The organism is Kluyvera georgiana, from assembly GCF_050990895.1.
GTDB lineage: Bacteria > Pseudomonadota > Gammaproteobacteria > Enterobacterales > Enterobacteriaceae > Kluyvera > Kluyvera georgiana.
In genome coordinates this window covers 2,928,429-2,945,098 of the sequence record NZ_CP158865.1, presented here as the reverse complement: position 1 = coordinate 2,945,098, position 16,670 = coordinate 2,928,429, and the positions used below count along the sequence as shown (strand labels likewise).

The following is a 16,670-nucleotide window of genomic DNA, read 5'->3' as shown; positions in this document are numbered from 1 at the left end:
ATTAGCTTTCCGCGTAGTAAAATTCACCCTCCAGCAAGTCCGCGCTGTTCAGACCGACAAAGACCCGAAACTTGCCGTACTCCAGCCGCAATGCTCCTTCGGCATCGTAGAAGCCCAGATCGTTTTCCGTCATCTCAAAGCTCACCACCTGCGAGGCACCGGCAGCAAGCGAGATTCGGGTGAAGGCTTTTAGCTGTAAAGCGGGCCGAGCAATACAGGCAACGCAGTCGTTAAGGTAAAGCTGTATTGTTTCGCATCCGGCGGTATGGCTTGAGTTGCTGGCCGTCACACTGACCGTAACCCTGCCTCCCGGCACCAGCTTTGGCGTAACGCGGAGTGTGCTAAGCGTGGTGTGATGCCACGAGAGCCCGAAACCAAAGGGAAACAGCGGCGCGTTTGGACAGTCGAGATATTTGGAAAGAAAGCGTGGACTATGATCGGACCGTTGAGCCGGTCGGCCGGTGTTAAGTGCATTGTAATAGACGGGAACCTGGCCATTAGCATAGGGAAAACTCATCGATAGCCGCCCCGAAGGGTTGCGCGCGCCGCTGATAATATCCACCAGCGCGCGACTGCCCTCGATGCCGGGGAACCAGGCTTCGACAATTGCGTCAACGCAGTCAACGATGTCGGTGAGCACCAGCGGCCTGCCGTTAAACAGGATTAACACGGTCTTTTTCGCGACGGCTGCGATTTGCTGAATAAAGGCCACCTGGTGACGTGGCAGGTGCAGGTCAGTGCGGCTGGCGGCTTCGCCACTTTGCATCATATGTTCGCCCATCGCCAGCAGCACAATGTCGGCCTCGCGGGCGTAGTTCAATGCCCGCTGACGTTCTTGCTCCCGCTCAGTGTCCGAGAGGGCGCGAGTTTTGTCTATCTGGTGGGTGGCGCCAAATTCGCCGAGGAAATCGTAGTCCAGCAGCAGATCGCAGCCCTGCGTCACGCGTAAATTTCCCGCGGGAACCGCTTCCTGCAGCGCGCCCTTTAGCGTTGTACAGCGTGACTTTTCTCCGTAAACCGCCCATAGTCCGAAAATGTCCGGATTATCGGCATAAGGGCCTATCAGGGCGATACGCGTTGTCTCCGGGTGAAAGGGCAGCGTCTGATGCTCATTTTTGAGCACCACTATCGATTTGCCCGCCGTCTCGCGGGCAAGCCGCAGATGGTCTGGGTGATAGCAGCAGCGTTGTTCGCCTTCGGGAGATGTGCCGCGATAAGGATCTTCGAATAGACCGAGCTTTTGCTTCAGCCTCAGGACGCGCAGCACCGCTGCATCTAACGCCCGTTCACTGATTTTCCCCGCTGCCAGCAGCGGCTTCAGGCCGTTGGCGTAACAGGCGGTTTTCATATCAATATCCAGCCCGGCATTAAAGGCGAGGGCGCAGGCTTCCTGCTCATCGGCTGCCACGCCGTGGGGAATGAGCTCTTTTACGGCGGCGTAATCGGCGATGGTGATGCCCTGAAAATGCCAGCGATCGCGGAGCAGGGTTTTCAGTAACCATGGGTTGGCGGTGACCGGAATACCGTCAACGGTATTGAATGACGTCATAACCATCTCGCAGCCCGCTTCGATGGCCGCCAGGAACGGCGGAAAGTAATCGTCAAACAGGCTCTGGTGCGACAATTCAACCGTGTTGTAGTCGCGTCCGCCGACAGGCGCGCCATAGCCAACAAAATGCTTCACGCAGGCCGCCAGCCCCTGCTGAGTCGCCAGATTCTGCTGGAACCCCTCGACGCTGGCGCGAACGTACTGAGTATTCAGGAACACATCTTCGCCGGTCGACTCCATACAGCGTCCCCAGCGGGCATCGCGCACCAGATCCGCCATCGGCGCGAAGGTGACGTGGCTACCGGCGCTAGCGGCTTCCTTCGCGGCAACGACGCAGCACTGGCGAATCTGCGACGGTTCCCAGGTGCAGCCTAGCGCTAATGGAATTGGGAAGATGGTACGGTAACCGTAAATCACGTCGGCCATAAACAGAAGCGGGATCTTCAGACGACTGTTTTCCAGGTGTTGACGCTGAATTTCCCGCGTTTTGGCGGCGCCGGAAACGTTCAGCACCGAGCCGACGTTACTGACCACCTCCTGAGTGATGCCCAGACGGGCCTTTGGCCCAACGGTAAGCTGGGGTTCATCCAGGAAGAATTCGCCAGACAGCTGCACCAACTGGCCAATCTTTTCATCCAACGTCATTTGCGCTAGCAGTGCGTGAAGGTGAGTCATAGGTCCTCCTTGTCAGCTTCGCGTTCCGCCGCAAGCGCGGCGTGCTCGGCCATTTTGAACCATGGATACCAGAGCAGCGGCGAAAGAATCAGCTGTAAGAAAAGATGCAGAGCAATAATCGACGCCGCGCCACCCACCGTGGCGAAGAACCCCAATGGCAGGCCAAAGATAGTCTGGGCACCGACGATTTTCGCCACCAGCCCCAGCTTGATGAGCAGCCATGAAAGGGCAATAGCGATGGCGTTATTGGTCACAAAAGGCACCATCAGACGGTAATTCATCACCAGCGGCGTACCGAAAATCACCGGCTCGGTGATGCCAAAAAGCGCAGGCATCAGCGCCAGTTTGCCCATCTGGTTAAACTGTTTGCTTTTCGACACGCACATTAGCAGCACTAAACCCAGCGCCAGTCCGCTCCAGGTGACAATGTTGAAGAAGGCCAGTCCAAGGACGTTTGGCATCTCCAGGCCGTTGCGCCACGCGGCGAGATTTTCGAGATCCATCGCCAGCCAGATGGGAGTAACCAGCGGTAGCACCACGTTGGTGCCGTGAATACCGAGAAACCACAAAATCTGCATGACCAGCGTCACCAGAAGGAACGCCCACAGGCTTCCCCCCAGCCCCTTCAAAGGCTGCTGGATGAGGGTATAAATACACTGGTGAACATTCTCCCAGGGGGTTGCCATAAACAGGCGGTTAATCAGCAGAAAAACGATACCCACCAGCACAAAGGGGAACAGGCCTTCAAACACCCGGCCTATCATTGGCGGCACCCCTTTGGGCAGACGCAGCGTCCAGCCGCGCTGGATAATAAAGATAAAGAGACGCCCGACGCTCAGGCCAATCAGCATCGCGGAAAAAACGCCCTGTACGCCGAGCCAGGTCAGCGGAATTGCGGTGATGGCTCCTGTATCGTCAGCCATTGGCGTGACGATTAAAAAGGCCATGATGGCCGCGATACCGCACAGTGTGCTATCGGTATCCACGTTGTACTGACGAACAAGGTTACGCGCCATAAAGAAGGTGACGTAAATGGCGAGTATACCCAGAGTACAGGTCGTTACGTTGTTAAACACCGGCATCATTTTGCTGACAATAAAAAACTGATGCACGCTGTCCACAGGAAACACCATCAGTAGTACGCTGAGCGAGCCGATAAGCGTGATCGCAACGGTGGAAACCATCGAGATAGATATTGCCTGCAGCCAGGGACTTTTTCCCAGCCAGATAATAATGGGATTTATTTTTTGAAATGTTTTTTCTAATTTATTCATGTGATTAATAGTGTGAGGTCAGGTCGTTGTTTATTTTTGTTTTTATTTTTCACTGATAATGTTAAGCCCATCAATATTTCACTGTGCTGACATGTCCATTTATCAGTGTAAACAGGAATAAATAATGGATTTTTTATTTTTGTTTTTATTATCTCTTTGATATTAATGTGAAAAAACTTATCCCTAAGTGGTGCTTTTGATTGCTGGTATTCTGGGGGGATCGCGTTATTCTGTCTCTCTGACCTGATGGGAGGCTGCCATGATTTATCGTTCGGTTGTCCATTTAATTAATGAATATATAGACGCATCGGACCGACAAGAAGGCGATGCCCTACCTGCGGAGAAAACGCTTGCTGCCTATTTTAAGGTGTCGCGAAATACCCTGCGGAAAGCACTTGCGGTTCTGGAGCAGGAAGGGATTATTGAAAAGCGGCAGGGGACCGGTAGCATTATTCGGCACAAAAAGACGGTTGCCTGGCTGAATGGGTTTATGGGATTCAGCGAAATTGCCCGCATTCAGGGTAAACCGGCCGTGAGTCGCGTGCTGAGCTTTGAGGTTATTCCGGCGAGAGAAAATATTGCCGCCTGGCTACAGTGTGAGGTGGGTGAGCCGGTATTCCACGTTAAGCGATTGCGTACGATGGATAAAACGCCTATGCAGCTGGAGGAAACCTGGCTCTCGGCGCAGCGTTTTCCGCGTTTGACGATGGAGCATATGAATCATTCAAAGTTTGACTTCTTTGAGGAAGAATGCGGAATTACCATCGCTGGATGCTATGAAACATTTTCAACCGCGTTAGCGCATCGGGACGTCGCGAGGATGCTTAATCTCAGTGAAAAGGACCCGGTGATCCGGATTGAAACGCAGGCAGTGGAGCCTTCAGGCAGGCCGCTCGACTATTCGGTGCTTTATAACAATAACGATGAGTTCCGGGTGCGCTATTTCTACCCGCGAGTGAGATGAGGGGCGCATAGCGCCCCAAATGTGACGTTAACGCCCGGCCTTCAGCTTCTGATAATACTCTTCGTACAGCGTGCTGGCAGCGCCCACATCGTTCTGCCACTCGCCTTTCTGCACGGTTTCCGCATCCGGGTAGAGCGACTTGTCGTTGGCCACTTCCGGGCTCAGCAGCTTGCGCGCCGCCAGGTTTGGCGTCGGGTAGCCGATGGTTTCTGCAACCTGTTTGGCCACGTCCGGGCGCAGCAGGAAGTTAATCAGCTTCAGCGCGCCCGCTTTGTTTTTGGCGTTGGCCGGAATCGCCAGGCTGTCCATCCAGAAGATACCGCCTTCTTTCGGCCAGACGATTTCCAGCGGCGTACCTGCCTGACGGGCAACGAATGCCGAGCCGTTCCACACCATGCCGAGATTCACTTCGCCTTCCATATACGGGTTGGCCGGGTTGTCAGAGTTGAAGGCGGCCACGTTTGGCATCAGTTTTTTCAGCTCGTTATAGGCCGCTTCAATTTCTTTCGGGTCGGTGGTGTTGCCGGAATAGCCCAGCTTGCGCAGCGCAATCTGGAACACTTCGCGAGCATCGTCGGTCAGCAGCAGGCTGCTTTTGTATTCCGGTTTCCACAGATCGGCCCAGCTGGTGACGGTTTTCGGGTCAATCGCGTCGCTGTTGACGCCAATGGCGGTGGCACCCCAGATGTACGGAATGGAATAGTCGTTATTCGGGTCGAACGGCTTATTGAGCATCTCCGGATCGAGATTTTTGAAGTTGCTCAGCTGCGTTTTATCGATCTTCTGAATCATCCCTTCTTTGCGCATTTTATCGACAAAGTAGGTGGACGGTACCACCAGGTCATAGGCGCCGTCTTTATAGGTCTTGAGCTTGGCGTACATGGTTTCATTCGATTCGTATGTCGAATAGATAACCTTAATGCCGGTCTCTTTGGTGAACTGTTCCAGCAGTCCGGGCGGAACATATTCCGTCCAGTTATAGAAGTACAGCGTTTTGCTATCGTCCGCGTGGGCTGCGCTCATACCGAGCGCTAAAGCACCTGCCGCGAGCAGGTGGCGTGACCATTTCATCATTTTACGTCCCCTGAGTTAGTGCCTGACCTTCAGGCCCTTCGTTTTATCACGTGCAATCAGCTGGCTGGCAATCACCATCACCAGCGACAGAACCAGCAGAATGGTAGCCAGCGCGTTCACTTCCGGCGATACGCCAACCTTCACCATCGAGTAGATCTTCAGCGGCAGAATCTCGTAGCCTGGCCCGGTGACGAACGACGAAACCACCACGTCATCCATCGACAGGGTGAAGCTCAGCAGCCAGCCCGCGGCGACCGCCGGCATGGCCAGCGGCAGGATAATTTTGCGCAGAATGGTCAACTCGCTGGCCCCCAGATCTTTCGCCGCCTCCAGCATCCGTACGTCAAAGCCTTTAAGGCGCGAGAAGACGGTGACGACCACGAATGGCAGGCAGAAAGTGATGTGTGAAAACAGCAGCGACCAGAAGCCGAGCTGAATCCCTAACAGCATAAACAGCACCAGCAGGGAGATAGCCATGACGATATCCGGCGACATCATCACCACAAACAGCATCCCGCTGACAAACGGTTTACCGCGGAAACGGTAGCGATAGAGCGCCACAGCGGTCAGCGAACCAATAAGCGTCGCGGCGGTGGCGGAGAAAATCGCCATTGTCAGCGAGTGTTGGGCCGCCTGCAGCAGGCTGTCGTTGTTCATCAGCAGGCTGTACCACTGGGTGGTAAAACCCTGCCAGTTGATCCCGAAACGAGAACTGTTAAACGAGTTCACGATCAAAATGATAATCGGAATATAGAGATAAGCATAAATGGCGGCCATAAAGCCACCGCGCAGCAGTCGACCGATCATTCCAGTTCCACCTTCTTGTTCAGCAAACGCGAAGCGCGCCAGTAGACCAGCAGCATCAGCCCCATCACTACCGTTAACGTAATGCTGGTGGCGGCGCCGAACGGCCAGTCGCGAATGTTGAGGAACTGGCTCTTAATGACGTTGCCGATCAGCAGGTTTTTCGCGCCGCCCATCAGATCTGAGACGTAGAACAGGCCCATCGCCGGTAACATCACCAGCAGACAACCGGCGATAATCCCCGGCATAGTCAGTGGAATGATGATACGAATAAAGGTTTGCAGCTTGTTGGCGCCAAGATCTTTCGCCGCTTCCAGTAGCGGTTTATCGAGCTTTTCGATGCTGGAGTACAGCGGCATGACCATAAATGGCAGCAGAATATACACCAGGCCGATGATCACCGCGCTGGGGGTGAACATGATGCGGATGGGCGTATCAATGATGCCGAGCCACAGCAGGAACTCGTTGAGGTAGCCTTTGGTGCTGAGGAAAATCTTCAATCCGTAGATGCGGATCAACGAGTTGGTCCAGAAGGGGACGATCAGCAAAAACAGCAGCAGCGGACGCACCTTCTGCGGCAGGCGGGCGAGGAACCAGGCGAAGGGATAGCCCAGCACCAGACACGCCAGCGTGGCGATAGCGGCCATATTCAGCGAGTGCAGCAGCACCTGCGCATACAGCGGGTCGAGCAGGCGCGCATAGTTGTCCAGCGTGAAGACCATCTGGACAAAGTTGGCATCGTCACGCGTCAGGAAGCTGGTGACGATAATCATCAGGTTGGGCAGGAACACAAACAGCACAAGCCAACCGACGATGGTGGCAATCACCACGTTCTGGAACTTACTTGTGCTCTTCATCAGCCAGTACGACCTCCCAGCTTTCGACCCAGTTGATCGCCATTTTCTGGTCCAGCGAGTGGTCGAAATCAGGGTCGTCTTCGTTGAAGAATTCGCTGACCATCACCATCTTGCCGTTTTCCAGTTCGACGACCGATTCCAGAGTCATGCCCTTGTAGTTGCGTTCGCGGATATAGCCGATAAGCCCTTCCAGCTCATTTCCGTCGTGGATCTCCTCGACGCGCAGATCTTCCGGACGCAGCAGAACGTGAAGCTTTTGTCCCGCGGTGACCGGGAAATTGACGTAGATATTGCACTCGCGACCTTCAACGTTGGCGCGCACGCGCTGCTCGTCAAGGCGTTCAATGACGGTCGCGTCGAAGAGGTTAATCTCGCCGATAAAGCCAGCCACAAACAGGTTTTTCGGCTCCTCGTAGATTTCACGCGGGGTGCCGTCCTGCTCAATTTTACCGTCGCGCATCACCACGATGCGGTCTGACATGGTCAGCGCTTCTTCCTGATCGTGGGTGACGAAGACAAAGGTGATGCCGAGCTTACGCTGCAGGGCTTTAAGCTCGTTCTGCATCTGCTTACGCAGCTTGTAGTCGAGTGCGGAAAGAGACTCATCCAGCAGCAGTAGGCTAGGCTTATTGACCACCGCGCGGGCGATGGCGACGCGCTGCTGCTGGCCACCGGAAAGCTGATGCGGTTTACGTTGTGCGAACTCTTCCAGTTGGACCATGCGCAGGGCCTCATTCACCCGCGGCGCAATTTCGCTGGCCGGCGTTTTTTGCATGCGCAGGCCAAAGGCGACATTGTCGAAAACGGTCATATGTGGGAAAAGCGCGTAGCTCTGAAAGACGGTATTGACGTGGCGATCTTCAGCCGGAACGTGGGTGATATCCTGGTTTTCCAGGTGGATCTGCCCGGCATCGACGCTCTCCAGCCCGGCAATCAGGCGCAGGACGGTCGTTTTGCCGCAGCCAGAGGGGCCAAGCAGCGTGAGAAACTCGCCGTTATTGATGGTCAAATCGAGATCCGAAATGACCGTTTTACCATCGAAGTCCTTGCGAATCCCCACCAGTTCCACCAGCGGTGACAGCGAACGCGATTTTGTATTCAATTTATTACTCTGTCCCATGTAAACGCATCGAAAAAAATCTGGCGATGCGGGGTTTGTGGTTAACCACCTTTAGACGTTTAGAGGTCTGATACGTATTAATAAGGGCTGGCATTCTACGGCAAACGTGCTCAATCGCCAATCCTTGTTAAACTTCCTATAGGAATATCTGACGATTAGATGCCGTTCGGGGAAAAAAAGTTGCCTTTGCCGGGCTAAAAGTGACCTGACGCAATATTTGTCTTTTATGGCTTATTGATAATGTTGTCACAAAAAGTGAGGGTGGCTACATGGATAAATTGCTTGAGCGTTTTTTGCAGTACGTTTCTCTGGACACGCAATCGAAGCCCGGCGTGCGTCAGGTGCCGAGTACCGAAGGGCAGTGGAAACTGTTACATCTGCTCAAAGAGCAATTAGAAACGATGGGGCTGGTGAACGTTACGCTGAGCGAGAAGGGGACGGTCATGGGCACCCTGCCTGCGAACGTCAGCGGCGACATTCCGGCGATTGGTTTTATTTCCCATGTTGATACTGCTCCGGATTTTAGCGGTAAGAACGTTAACCCGCAGATCGTTGAAAACTATCGCGGTGGCGATATCGCGCTGGGTATCGGCGATGAAGTGCTGTCTCCGGTGATGTTCCCCGTGCTGCACCAACTGCTGGGGCAGACGTTGATTACCACCGACGGTAAAACCCTGCTCGGCGCCGATGATAAAGCCGGCATCGCCGAAATCATGACCGCGCTGGCGGTGCTGAAGGGGCAGAACATCCCGCACGGCGATATCCGCGTGGCCTTTACGCCGGATGAAGAGGTGGGCAAAGGGGCGAAACACTTTGACGTTGAAGCGTTTAACGCCCAGTGGGCCTACACCATAGACGGCGGCGGCGTGGGTGAACTGGAGTATGAAAACTTCAACGCGGCTTCGGTCACCATCAAAATTGTCGGCAACAACGTCCATCCAGGCACCGCCAAAGGGGTGATGGTGAACGCGCTGTCACTGGCGACGCGTATTCATGCGGAAGTGCCGGCCGATGAAAGCCCGGAAAAAACCGAAGGCTATGAAGGTTTCTATCATCTGACCAGCATCAAGGGCACGGTAGATCGCGCCGAAATGCACTATATTGTGCGTGACTTCGACCGTAAGCAGTTTGAAGCCCGTAAGCGCAAAATGATGGAGATCGCCAAGAAGGTGGGTAAAGGGCTGCACCCGGACTGCTATATTGAGCTGATCATCGAAGACAGCTACTACAATATGCGCGAGAAGGTGGCGGAGCATCCGCACATTGTCGATATTGCCCAGCAGGCGATGCGCGATTGCGATATTGAGCCCGATCTCAAGCCGATCCGTGGCGGCACCGACGGCGCACAGCTGTCGTTTATGGGGCTACCCTGCCCGAACATTTTCACCGGCGGCTATAACTATCACGGCAAGCACGAGTTCGTGACCCTGGAAGGGATGGAGAAGGCGGTGAAGGTGATTGTGCGTATCGCTGAGCTGACGGCCAAGCGCAGCTAGCCCGCAAAGAAAACCCGGCGCAGATTCTAGCCGGGTTTTTACGTAGGCCGGATAAGGCGAAGCCGCCATCCGGCAGATTCCACGCAGATTGCCGGATGGCGGCGTAAACGCCTTATCCGGCCTACAATCTGCGTTAGTTCGGTCGTTTATTCGGCGAAGAACCAGTATCCGCTGTTGACCAGCGCGGTCAGCATCACCAGGAACGACGGATCGTCCAGCGCCTCACCGAAGTGCTGACTTTCCAGCATAATACTGCCCGCCATTGCATCCAGCGCATGCTGGTGCGGTGAGTCCACTTTCTCGCCGTTAACGAAGAAATCATCGCCAATGCGAATAACCCGCAGCCCGCCCAGACGCTGTAGCATGTCGCCCTGCTGGAGCGCGTCGTAAATTTCATCCGGCTGATACGGCGGCTCCGGCGGCGCAACGTCAAGCTCGTGGCGCGACTGGCTGATAAATTCCCCCAGCCACTGCTGGAAATGCTCAGGATGCTGTATAAGGCCCAGCATCATATCGCGCAGACGATCCACCTCTTGTGGCAGCAGATCTGCCGGGTGGTCGCGCGCCGGAACGTCCGGGTCGCTGTAGTGCTGGTTGCCCAGATCGCGTTGCAGAATATAGTCGGCAAAGCCGCTAATCAGCTCGCGGCTGTTTGGCGAGCGGAAACCCACAGAATAGTTGAGCGAGTTTTCCAGCGCATAGCCTTCGTGCGGGAATCCAGGTGGAGTATAGAGGATATCGCCGGGCTCCATCTCTTCATCAATGATGGCGTCAAACGGCTGCACCTGGAGCAAATCAGGGTGGGGGCAGTGTTGCTTGAGCGCCGTTTTCTCGCCTACGCGCCATCGGCGACGGCCGGTGCCCTGGATAATAAAGACGTCATACTGATCGACGTGCGGGCCAACGCCGCCGCCAGGCACGGAGAAGGAGATCATCAGATCGTCGATGCGCCAGTCGGGCAGGGCGCGGAACGGGCGCATCAGCGCGCTGGAAGGTTCGTGCCAGTGGTCAACGGCCTGAACCAGCAGCGACCAGTTGCTCTCTCCCAGATGATCGTAGCTTTCGAACGGGCCGTGGCTGACCTGCCAGTCACCGTCAAGATGACTCACCAGTCGGCTATCGACCTCATTTTCCATCGCCAGACCAGCCAGTTCATCCGGTGAAATGGGGTCAATAAAATTGGCGAAGCCGCGTTTAAGCACGACCGGGCGTTTTTGCCAGTAGCGCGCCAGAAAATCGGGCCAGTTTAACGTTAAGTGGTATTCCATATGACTTTTTCCGCAGCAGATGTATGTCCGGATTATACATCTTATTCACAAAACTACCCCTGCTGCGGAAACAGAATTTACCCTTCGTGACCGTCCAGATTCTGATGACCGAAGATCGCTTCCATTTTCGCGCCGCCGAGGAGGCTATCGCGAGCCACGATCTGCCCGTCGTACTGTTCGACAATATCGCGGGCGACGGCCAGGCCAACGCCCTGGCCTGGCCGCATGGTATCGGCGCGCTGGCCGCGGTCGAACACGATATCGCGCTTGCTCTGTGGAATGCCTGGACCATCATCCTCAACGATAATATGCAGATAATCATCAGTCTGACGGGCGGAAACCTCGACAAATTCAAGACAGTATTTACAGGCGTTATCCAACAGGTTACCCATCACTTCCATAAAGTCGTTTTTCTCGCCGGCAAAGGTAATTTCCGGTGAAATATCCAGCGTGATATTGACCCCTTTGCGCTGGTAGACCTTATTCAGCGCGGAGGTCAGGCTATCCAGCAGCGGCGCCACGGGGTGCAGTTCACGGCTGACCAGCGCATTGTCGGTGCGCATACTGGCACGATGCAGATAATAGCCAATTTGCTGCGAGATACGACTGATTTGCTCGAGCATCACCGGTTCTGCCTCGCTGACGGTGATTTTTTCACTGCGCAGTGAACGCAACGAACTTTGCAGCACTGCCAGCGGCGTTTTCAGGCTGTGCGTCAGGTCGGTGAGGGTGGTGCGATACTTATCATAGCGCTCGCGCTCGCTTTTCAGCAGCCGGTTGAGGTTGCGAACCAGGCTCGTCAGCTCGCGGGTGGTGTCCGGGTTGAGGTGTTCACGGTGGTGATCCTCTAGCTCACGCACTTCACGGGTGAGGTCGGCGATAGGGCGCAGGCTCCAGTGCGCGGCAATCCATAGCAGCGGAATGACCAGCAGCAGGTTGGCGGCCAGCACGTAGGAGAACCAGCTCCAGACCATGTAGGAGCGTTTAAGCTCAATGGGGACGGTATCCACCACCACGATGGTGAGTGCGGGCATCGTACTGGTCGCCGGGTAGCTATTGACGGCCACCGAGTGCGTCATCTCGGAATCATCACCTGCTTGCTGCATTTCGGTGAGTTCTTTTTGAATCTCGTGATTGCCGTGAAGCAGCGTGCTGGAAGACGATGCATTGGCTTCAATCTCATAAAAGCCATTGCCTTTCAGCCACTCGGGTTGAATGCTTTGGGTCAGCCACGGCAGATTTTTTTGCTGCCACAGCAATTTACCCTTGTCGTCGTAAATCAGCGCAACCGTCGGACCCTGCATATTGAGATTATCGGGAATCTCAACGTCCAGGACATTATTTTCCCATTTGGCGAGGGTATAGAACAGGTTGCTCTCGCCGCGTAGCAGACGAAAGGTCGTTTTATCAAAGCTGACGCTGTAGCCTACCAGCGCCACCATGCCGTAGGCCAGCGACAGAACGATAACCACGGCGGCCGTCGCCAGCAGAAATCGCATCCGCAGCGACAGCGGCAGAATATGCCGTCGGATATTTTTCATTCGCGAAGTTCGAACAGATAGCCCTGGCCGCGTACGGTAATAATGACGTCCTGCGGGTACTGGGCCTGAATTTTTTTACGCAGGCGACCCATCAGCACATCAATAGTGTGACTTTCGCGCAGCTCGGCGTCCGGATAGAGCTGAAGCATTAAAGAATCTTTACTGACCACTTTGCCATTATTACGGATCAGCGTTTCCATAATGGTGTATTCGAAAGCGGTGAGTTTGATCACTTCTTCATTGATGGACAGCTCGCGGCGTGAAAGGTCGACCTGGAACGGTGGCAGGGAGATCACCTGCGAGGCGTGGCCGCTGTTACGACGCATCAGCGCCTGCATACGGGCGGCAACTTCTTCAATATGGAACGGCTTGGTGACGTAGTCGTCGGCTCCCGCGCTCAATACTTCTACTTTGTCCTGCCAGCTTTCACGTGCGGTCAGCACCAGAATCGGCAGTGAAATATCGTGACTACGCCAGCGGCGAATCAGCGACAGGCCGTCTTCGTCCGGTAACCCGAGGTCGACAATAGCAATATCGGGAATGTGCTCGCCTAAATAATAATCTGCTTCCTTCGCATCTTCTGCGGCATCCACTTGATGGCCCATTTCCTGGAGCTGAACTTTCAGGTGATGACGTAACAGAGCGTTGTCCTCTACGACGAGTACGCGCATGCTGTTTCTCCATTAAATTAATGACGTGAATAGTTTAACGCTGATTATGTCGTTATGGAGATAAACATTTATTAAATTGGTGGGAAAGTCCCCTTCTTCAGAACGAAGAAGGGGATAGAGCCGGGATTATTTCAGCTCGTCGACCATGGTGATGGCGCGGCCGATATAGTTCGCCGGGGTCATTGCCTTCAGGCGGGTTTTTTCTTCTTCCGGCAGCGCAAGGCCGTCGATGAACTGCTTCATGCCTTCGGCATCGACGCGTTTGCCGCGGGTCAGCTCTTTCAGCTTCTCATACGGTTTCTCGATACCGTAGCGACGCATTACGGTCTGGATTGGCTCAGCCAGGACTTCCCAGTTGTGATCCAGTTCGTCCAGCAGGCGATCGCGGTTCACTTCCAGTTTGCTCACCCCTTTCAGCGTGGACTGATAAGCGATGAGCGCATAGCCGATACCCACGCCCAGATTACGCAGTACGGTAGAGTCGGTCAGGTCGCGCTGCCAGCGGGAAACCGGCAGTTTACTGGCCAGGTGCTGCAATACGGCGTTGGACAGGCCCAGGTTGCCTTCGGAGTTTTCGAAGTCGATCGGGTTGACCTTGTGCGGCATGGTGGACGAACCAATCTCGCCGGCGATGGTTTTCTGTTTAAAGTGATTCAGCGCAATGTAGCCCCACACGTCGCGATCGAAGTCGATAAGGATCGTGTTGAAACGAGCGATACAGTCAAACAGTTCGGCAATATAGTCGTGCGGTTCGATCTGGGTGGTGTACGGGTTCCACTGAATGCCCAGCGAGGTGACGAACTCTTCGCTGAACTGGTGCCAGTCAACCTCTGGATAGGCAACAATGTGGGCGTTGTAGTTACCGACCGCGCCGTTGATTTTGCCCAGAATTTCGACCAGGCCAAGCTGACGGAACTGACGCTCCATACGGTAAGCGACGTTCGCCATCTCTTTACCGATGGTGGATGGCGTGGCAGGTTGACCGTGGGTACGGGAGAGCAGCGGGATATCGCGATACTGTACCGCCAGATCTTTAATGGCGTCGATAATCTTACGCCAGTACGGCAGCACCACGTCTTCACGTGCGGTTTTCAGCATCAGCGCATGGGACAGATTGTTGATGTCCTCGGAGGTGCAGGCGAAGTGGATAAACTCGGATACGGCGTGTAATTCAGGCACAGCCGCCACTTTTTCTTTCAGGAAATACTCAACCGCCTTCACGTCATGGTTGGTTGTACGCTCGATAGTTTTAATACGCGCAGCGTCTTCTTCACTGAAGTTGGCCACGATGCTATCAAGGTAACCGTTTGCGTCGGCAGCAAAAGCAGGAACTTCCTTGACGGCTGCGTGTGCGGCCAGCTTTTGCAGCCAGCGTACTTCGACTTGTACACGGAATTTCAGCAAACCATATTCGCTGAAAATCCCGCGCAGCGCGCTGACTTTATCGCCGTAGCGTCCATCGACAGGGGAAACGGCGGTCAGTGAGGATAATTCCATAGATCACAACTCCGGGGTTAAATGAGCAAGAATTTGTTTTGCCTGAGCAGTCAGGCGATTACGAGAAAACATCAGCTGCAGACGTCCACCGCCGACCTGGTGCCACAGAACAGCAGAGCGGATCCCGGCCAGCAGCGAGGCACGAACCTTGGCCTGAACCTGCGGGCTTTGCAGCACAGCAGGGGAACCGGTGACCTGAATACGCGGGCCGAGCGGGCTGATGACGTCAACATAGATACCCGCCATGGCGCTTAGCAGGGTATCGGACTGTAAATCAAAATGGTCGAGCTGGCGCTGTAACCCATTGATGCGGTTACCCAGCGTGTCCATGGCGCCTTTCGCGGCGGCGAGCTTCCGCTCAAGCACCATCAGGCTAAGAGTATAGCGGGTTAACTCGGCGTTCAGACCCTGACGGCTGCTGGCATTGAGCACGCCGAGTAGGGTTTCCAGGCCGAGACGAAGATTTGCTTCGCTGCCACCGAACACGCCCAGCGCGGAATCTGGGTTGAGGTCGATAACGCTGTTCAGCGAAACGTGTAACGCCTCGCCGTCGCAGTGCCCCTGATGGGCCAACTGCTGCACCAGACGGGCTGACTGGCAAATTCCCGCCAGCGCCAGGGTGATGTCATAGTAATTCTTCGCCACGCTAACTCCTTGTTGGCGCCTGCCCGACGGCGCGACGCCAGGCAGACTGTGTTACGCCCTACTCAGGTGAGGGCTTTATTCCACTGGCAGCGGCAAACGCTGCTCAATCACGCCGCCACCCAGGCAGATTTCACCGCGGTAAAACACGGCGGACTGACCAGGGGTGACCGCGGCAACAGGTTCATCAAAACGAACCTCAATACGTTCTTCATCCAGTGCGGTCACGGTGCAAGGGATATCCGTCTGACGGTAGCGGGTCTTCACCGTGCAGCGGAAGGTACCGGTGACCGGCTCGCGATCGACCCAGTGCAGCTGTTGGGCAATCAGGCCCACCGACATCAGGCGCGGGTGATCGTGACCCTGAGCGACAATCAAAATGTTGTTCTCGACGTCTTTATCGACGACATACCACGGATCTTCGCTGCCTTCTTTGGTACCGCCGATGCCCAGGCCTTTACGTTGACCCAGCGTGTGGTACATCAATCCCTGATGGGTGCCAATCTCTTCGCCATCAACGGTGATGATTTTACCCGGCTTCGCGGGCAGGTAGCGACCGAGGAACTCACGGAATTTGCGCTCGCCGATAAAGCAGATACCGGTAGAGTCTTTTTTCTTCGCGGTGATGAGATCCAGCTCTTCGGCGATTTTACGCACCTGCGGCTTTTCCAGTTCGCCAACCGGGAACAGGCTTTGCGCGATCTGTTCGTGGCCCAGGGTATAAAGGAAGTAGCTCTGGTCTTTGTTGCCATCAAGGCCACGCAGCAGTTGGCTCTTACCGTCGACGTCAGCACGGCGCACGTAGTGGCCGGTGGCGATGTAGTCGGCGCCGAGATCCTCTGCGGCGAACTCCAGGAAGGCTTTGAACTTGATCTCTTTGTTGCACAGGATATCCGGGTTCGGCGTGCGGCCCGCTTTGTACTCCTGCAGGAACAGTTCAAACACGTTGTCCCAGTATTCGGCAGCAAAGTTCACGGTGTGCAGCTCAATGCCGAGCTTATCGCACACCGCCTGCGCATCGGCAAGGTCGGCGGCGGCAGTACAGTATTCCTCGCCGTCGTCTTCCTCCCAGTTCTTCATGAACAGGCCCTCCACCTTATAGCCCTGTTGTTGTAACAGGTAGGCGGAAACGGAGGAATCAACACCGCCGGACATGCCGACGATCACTTTTTTCTGGCTTTCTGACATTGGAATACTCACGACATTGGACTTCAAGGCGGCATATTCTAGCACGCAGC

General features: G+C 55.0%; 14 protein-coding genes. 2 read left to right on the top strand and 12 right to left on the bottom strand.

The features are described 5' to 3' along the window. Window position 1 precedes the first annotated feature (1 nt). Entirely contained in the window at window positions 2–2,224 is a 2,223-nt protein-coding gene (bglX, locus tag ABTW00_RS14050) for a beta-glucosidase BglX (RefSeq protein WP_433636097.1), read from the bottom strand. Continuing rightward, window positions 2,221–3,408, bottom strand: coding sequence for a PTS sugar transporter subunit IIC (locus ABTW00_RS14045; RefSeq protein ID WP_433636096.1), 1,188 nt, complete (start codon window positions 3,406–3,408; stop codon window positions 2,221–2,223). The genes bglX and ABTW00_RS14045 overlap by 4 nt, the downstream gene beginning before the upstream one ends. Window positions 3,409–3,757: 349 nt before the next feature. Between ABTW00_RS14045 and ABTW00_RS14040 the strand changes: the two genes are divergently transcribed. Further along, on the top strand, window positions 3,758–4,462 hold the full coding sequence (locus tag ABTW00_RS14040) for a GntR family transcriptional regulator (RefSeq protein ID WP_064549192.1): 705 nt from the start codon (window positions 3,758–3,760) through the stop codon (window positions 4,460–4,462). A 27-nt stretch (window positions 4,463–4,489) separates the two neighbouring features. On the opposite strand, the gene potD is transcribed toward ABTW00_RS14040, so the two are convergent. The 4 genes from potD to potA are packed head-to-tail and all read right to left on the bottom strand — an operon-like array spanning window position 4,490 to window position 8,317. Further along, entirely contained in the window at window positions 4,490–5,536 is a 1,047-nt protein-coding gene (gene potD, locus ABTW00_RS14035) for a spermidine/putrescine ABC transporter substrate-binding protein PotD (protein ID WP_065356314.1), read from the bottom strand. A 15-nt stretch (window positions 5,537–5,551) separates the two neighbouring features. Continuing rightward, window positions 5,552–6,343, bottom strand: coding sequence for a spermidine/putrescine ABC transporter permease PotC (potC, locus tag ABTW00_RS14030; protein ID WP_065356315.1), 792 nt, complete (start codon window positions 6,341–6,343; stop codon window positions 5,552–5,554). Then, window positions 6,340–7,197 carry a spermidine/putrescine ABC transporter permease PotB gene (gene potB, locus ABTW00_RS14025; protein WP_163448081.1) on the bottom strand — a complete coding sequence of 286 codons (858 nt, stop codon included), beginning with the start codon at window positions 7,195–7,197 and terminating at the stop codon, window positions 6,340–6,342. The genes potC and potB overlap by 4 nt, the downstream gene beginning before the upstream one ends. Beyond that, entirely contained in the window at window positions 7,181–8,317 is a 1,137-nt protein-coding gene (gene potA / locus ABTW00_RS14020; RefSeq protein WP_065356317.1) for a spermidine/putrescine ABC transporter ATP-binding protein PotA, read from the bottom strand. Before potA ends, potB begins: the two co-directional genes overlap by 17 nt. Window positions 8,318–8,586: 269 nt before the next feature. Between potA and pepT the strand changes: the two genes are divergently transcribed. Continuing rightward, window positions 8,587–9,813: a peptidase T gene (gene pepT / locus ABTW00_RS14015; RefSeq protein WP_271458632.1), complete on the top strand. Its 1,227-nt coding sequence runs from the start codon at window positions 8,587–8,589 to the stop codon at window positions 9,811–9,813. A gap of 146 nt (window positions 9,814–9,959) precedes the next feature. Here the strand turns inward: pepT and ABTW00_RS14010 are convergent, their stop codons facing one another. From ABTW00_RS14010 to mnmA, 6 genes are all read right to left on the bottom strand, one after another. Beyond that, window positions 9,960–11,081, bottom strand: coding sequence for a JmjC domain-containing protein (locus ABTW00_RS14010; RefSeq protein WP_433636094.1), 1,122 nt, complete (start codon window positions 11,079–11,081; stop codon window positions 9,960–9,962). 77 nt (window positions 11,082–11,158) lie between these two features. Next, a complete protein-coding gene (phoQ, locus tag ABTW00_RS14005) occupies window positions 11,159–12,622 on the bottom strand; it encodes a two-component system sensor histidine kinase PhoQ (RefSeq protein ID WP_065356319.1) in 1,464 nt (487 codons plus the stop codon). Next, a complete protein-coding gene (gene phoP, locus ABTW00_RS14000) occupies window positions 12,619–13,293 on the bottom strand; it encodes a two-component system response regulator PhoP (protein ID WP_064546348.1) in 675 nt (224 codons plus the stop codon). Before phoP ends, phoQ begins: the two co-directional genes overlap by 4 nt. 126 nt (window positions 13,294–13,419) lie before the next feature. Next, the gene (gene purB, locus ABTW00_RS13995; RefSeq protein ID WP_433636091.1) at window positions 13,420–14,790 is read right to left on the bottom strand and encodes an adenylosuccinate lyase; all 1,371 of its coding nucleotides are present in this window, start codon (window positions 14,788–14,790) and stop codon (window positions 13,420–13,422) included. Window positions 14,791–14,793: 3 nt separating this feature from the next. Continuing rightward, a complete protein-coding gene (gene hflD, locus ABTW00_RS13990) occupies window positions 14,794–15,435 on the bottom strand; it encodes a high frequency lysogenization protein HflD (protein WP_064546344.1) in 642 nt (213 codons plus the stop codon). 75 nt (window positions 15,436–15,510) lie between these two features. Then, window positions 15,511–16,620 carry a tRNA 2-thiouridine(34) synthase MnmA gene (mnmA, locus tag ABTW00_RS13985; protein WP_433636090.1) on the bottom strand — a complete coding sequence of 370 codons (1,110 nt, stop codon included), beginning with the start codon at window positions 16,618–16,620 and terminating at the stop codon, window positions 15,511–15,513. Window positions 16,621–16,670 lie beyond the last annotated feature (50 nt).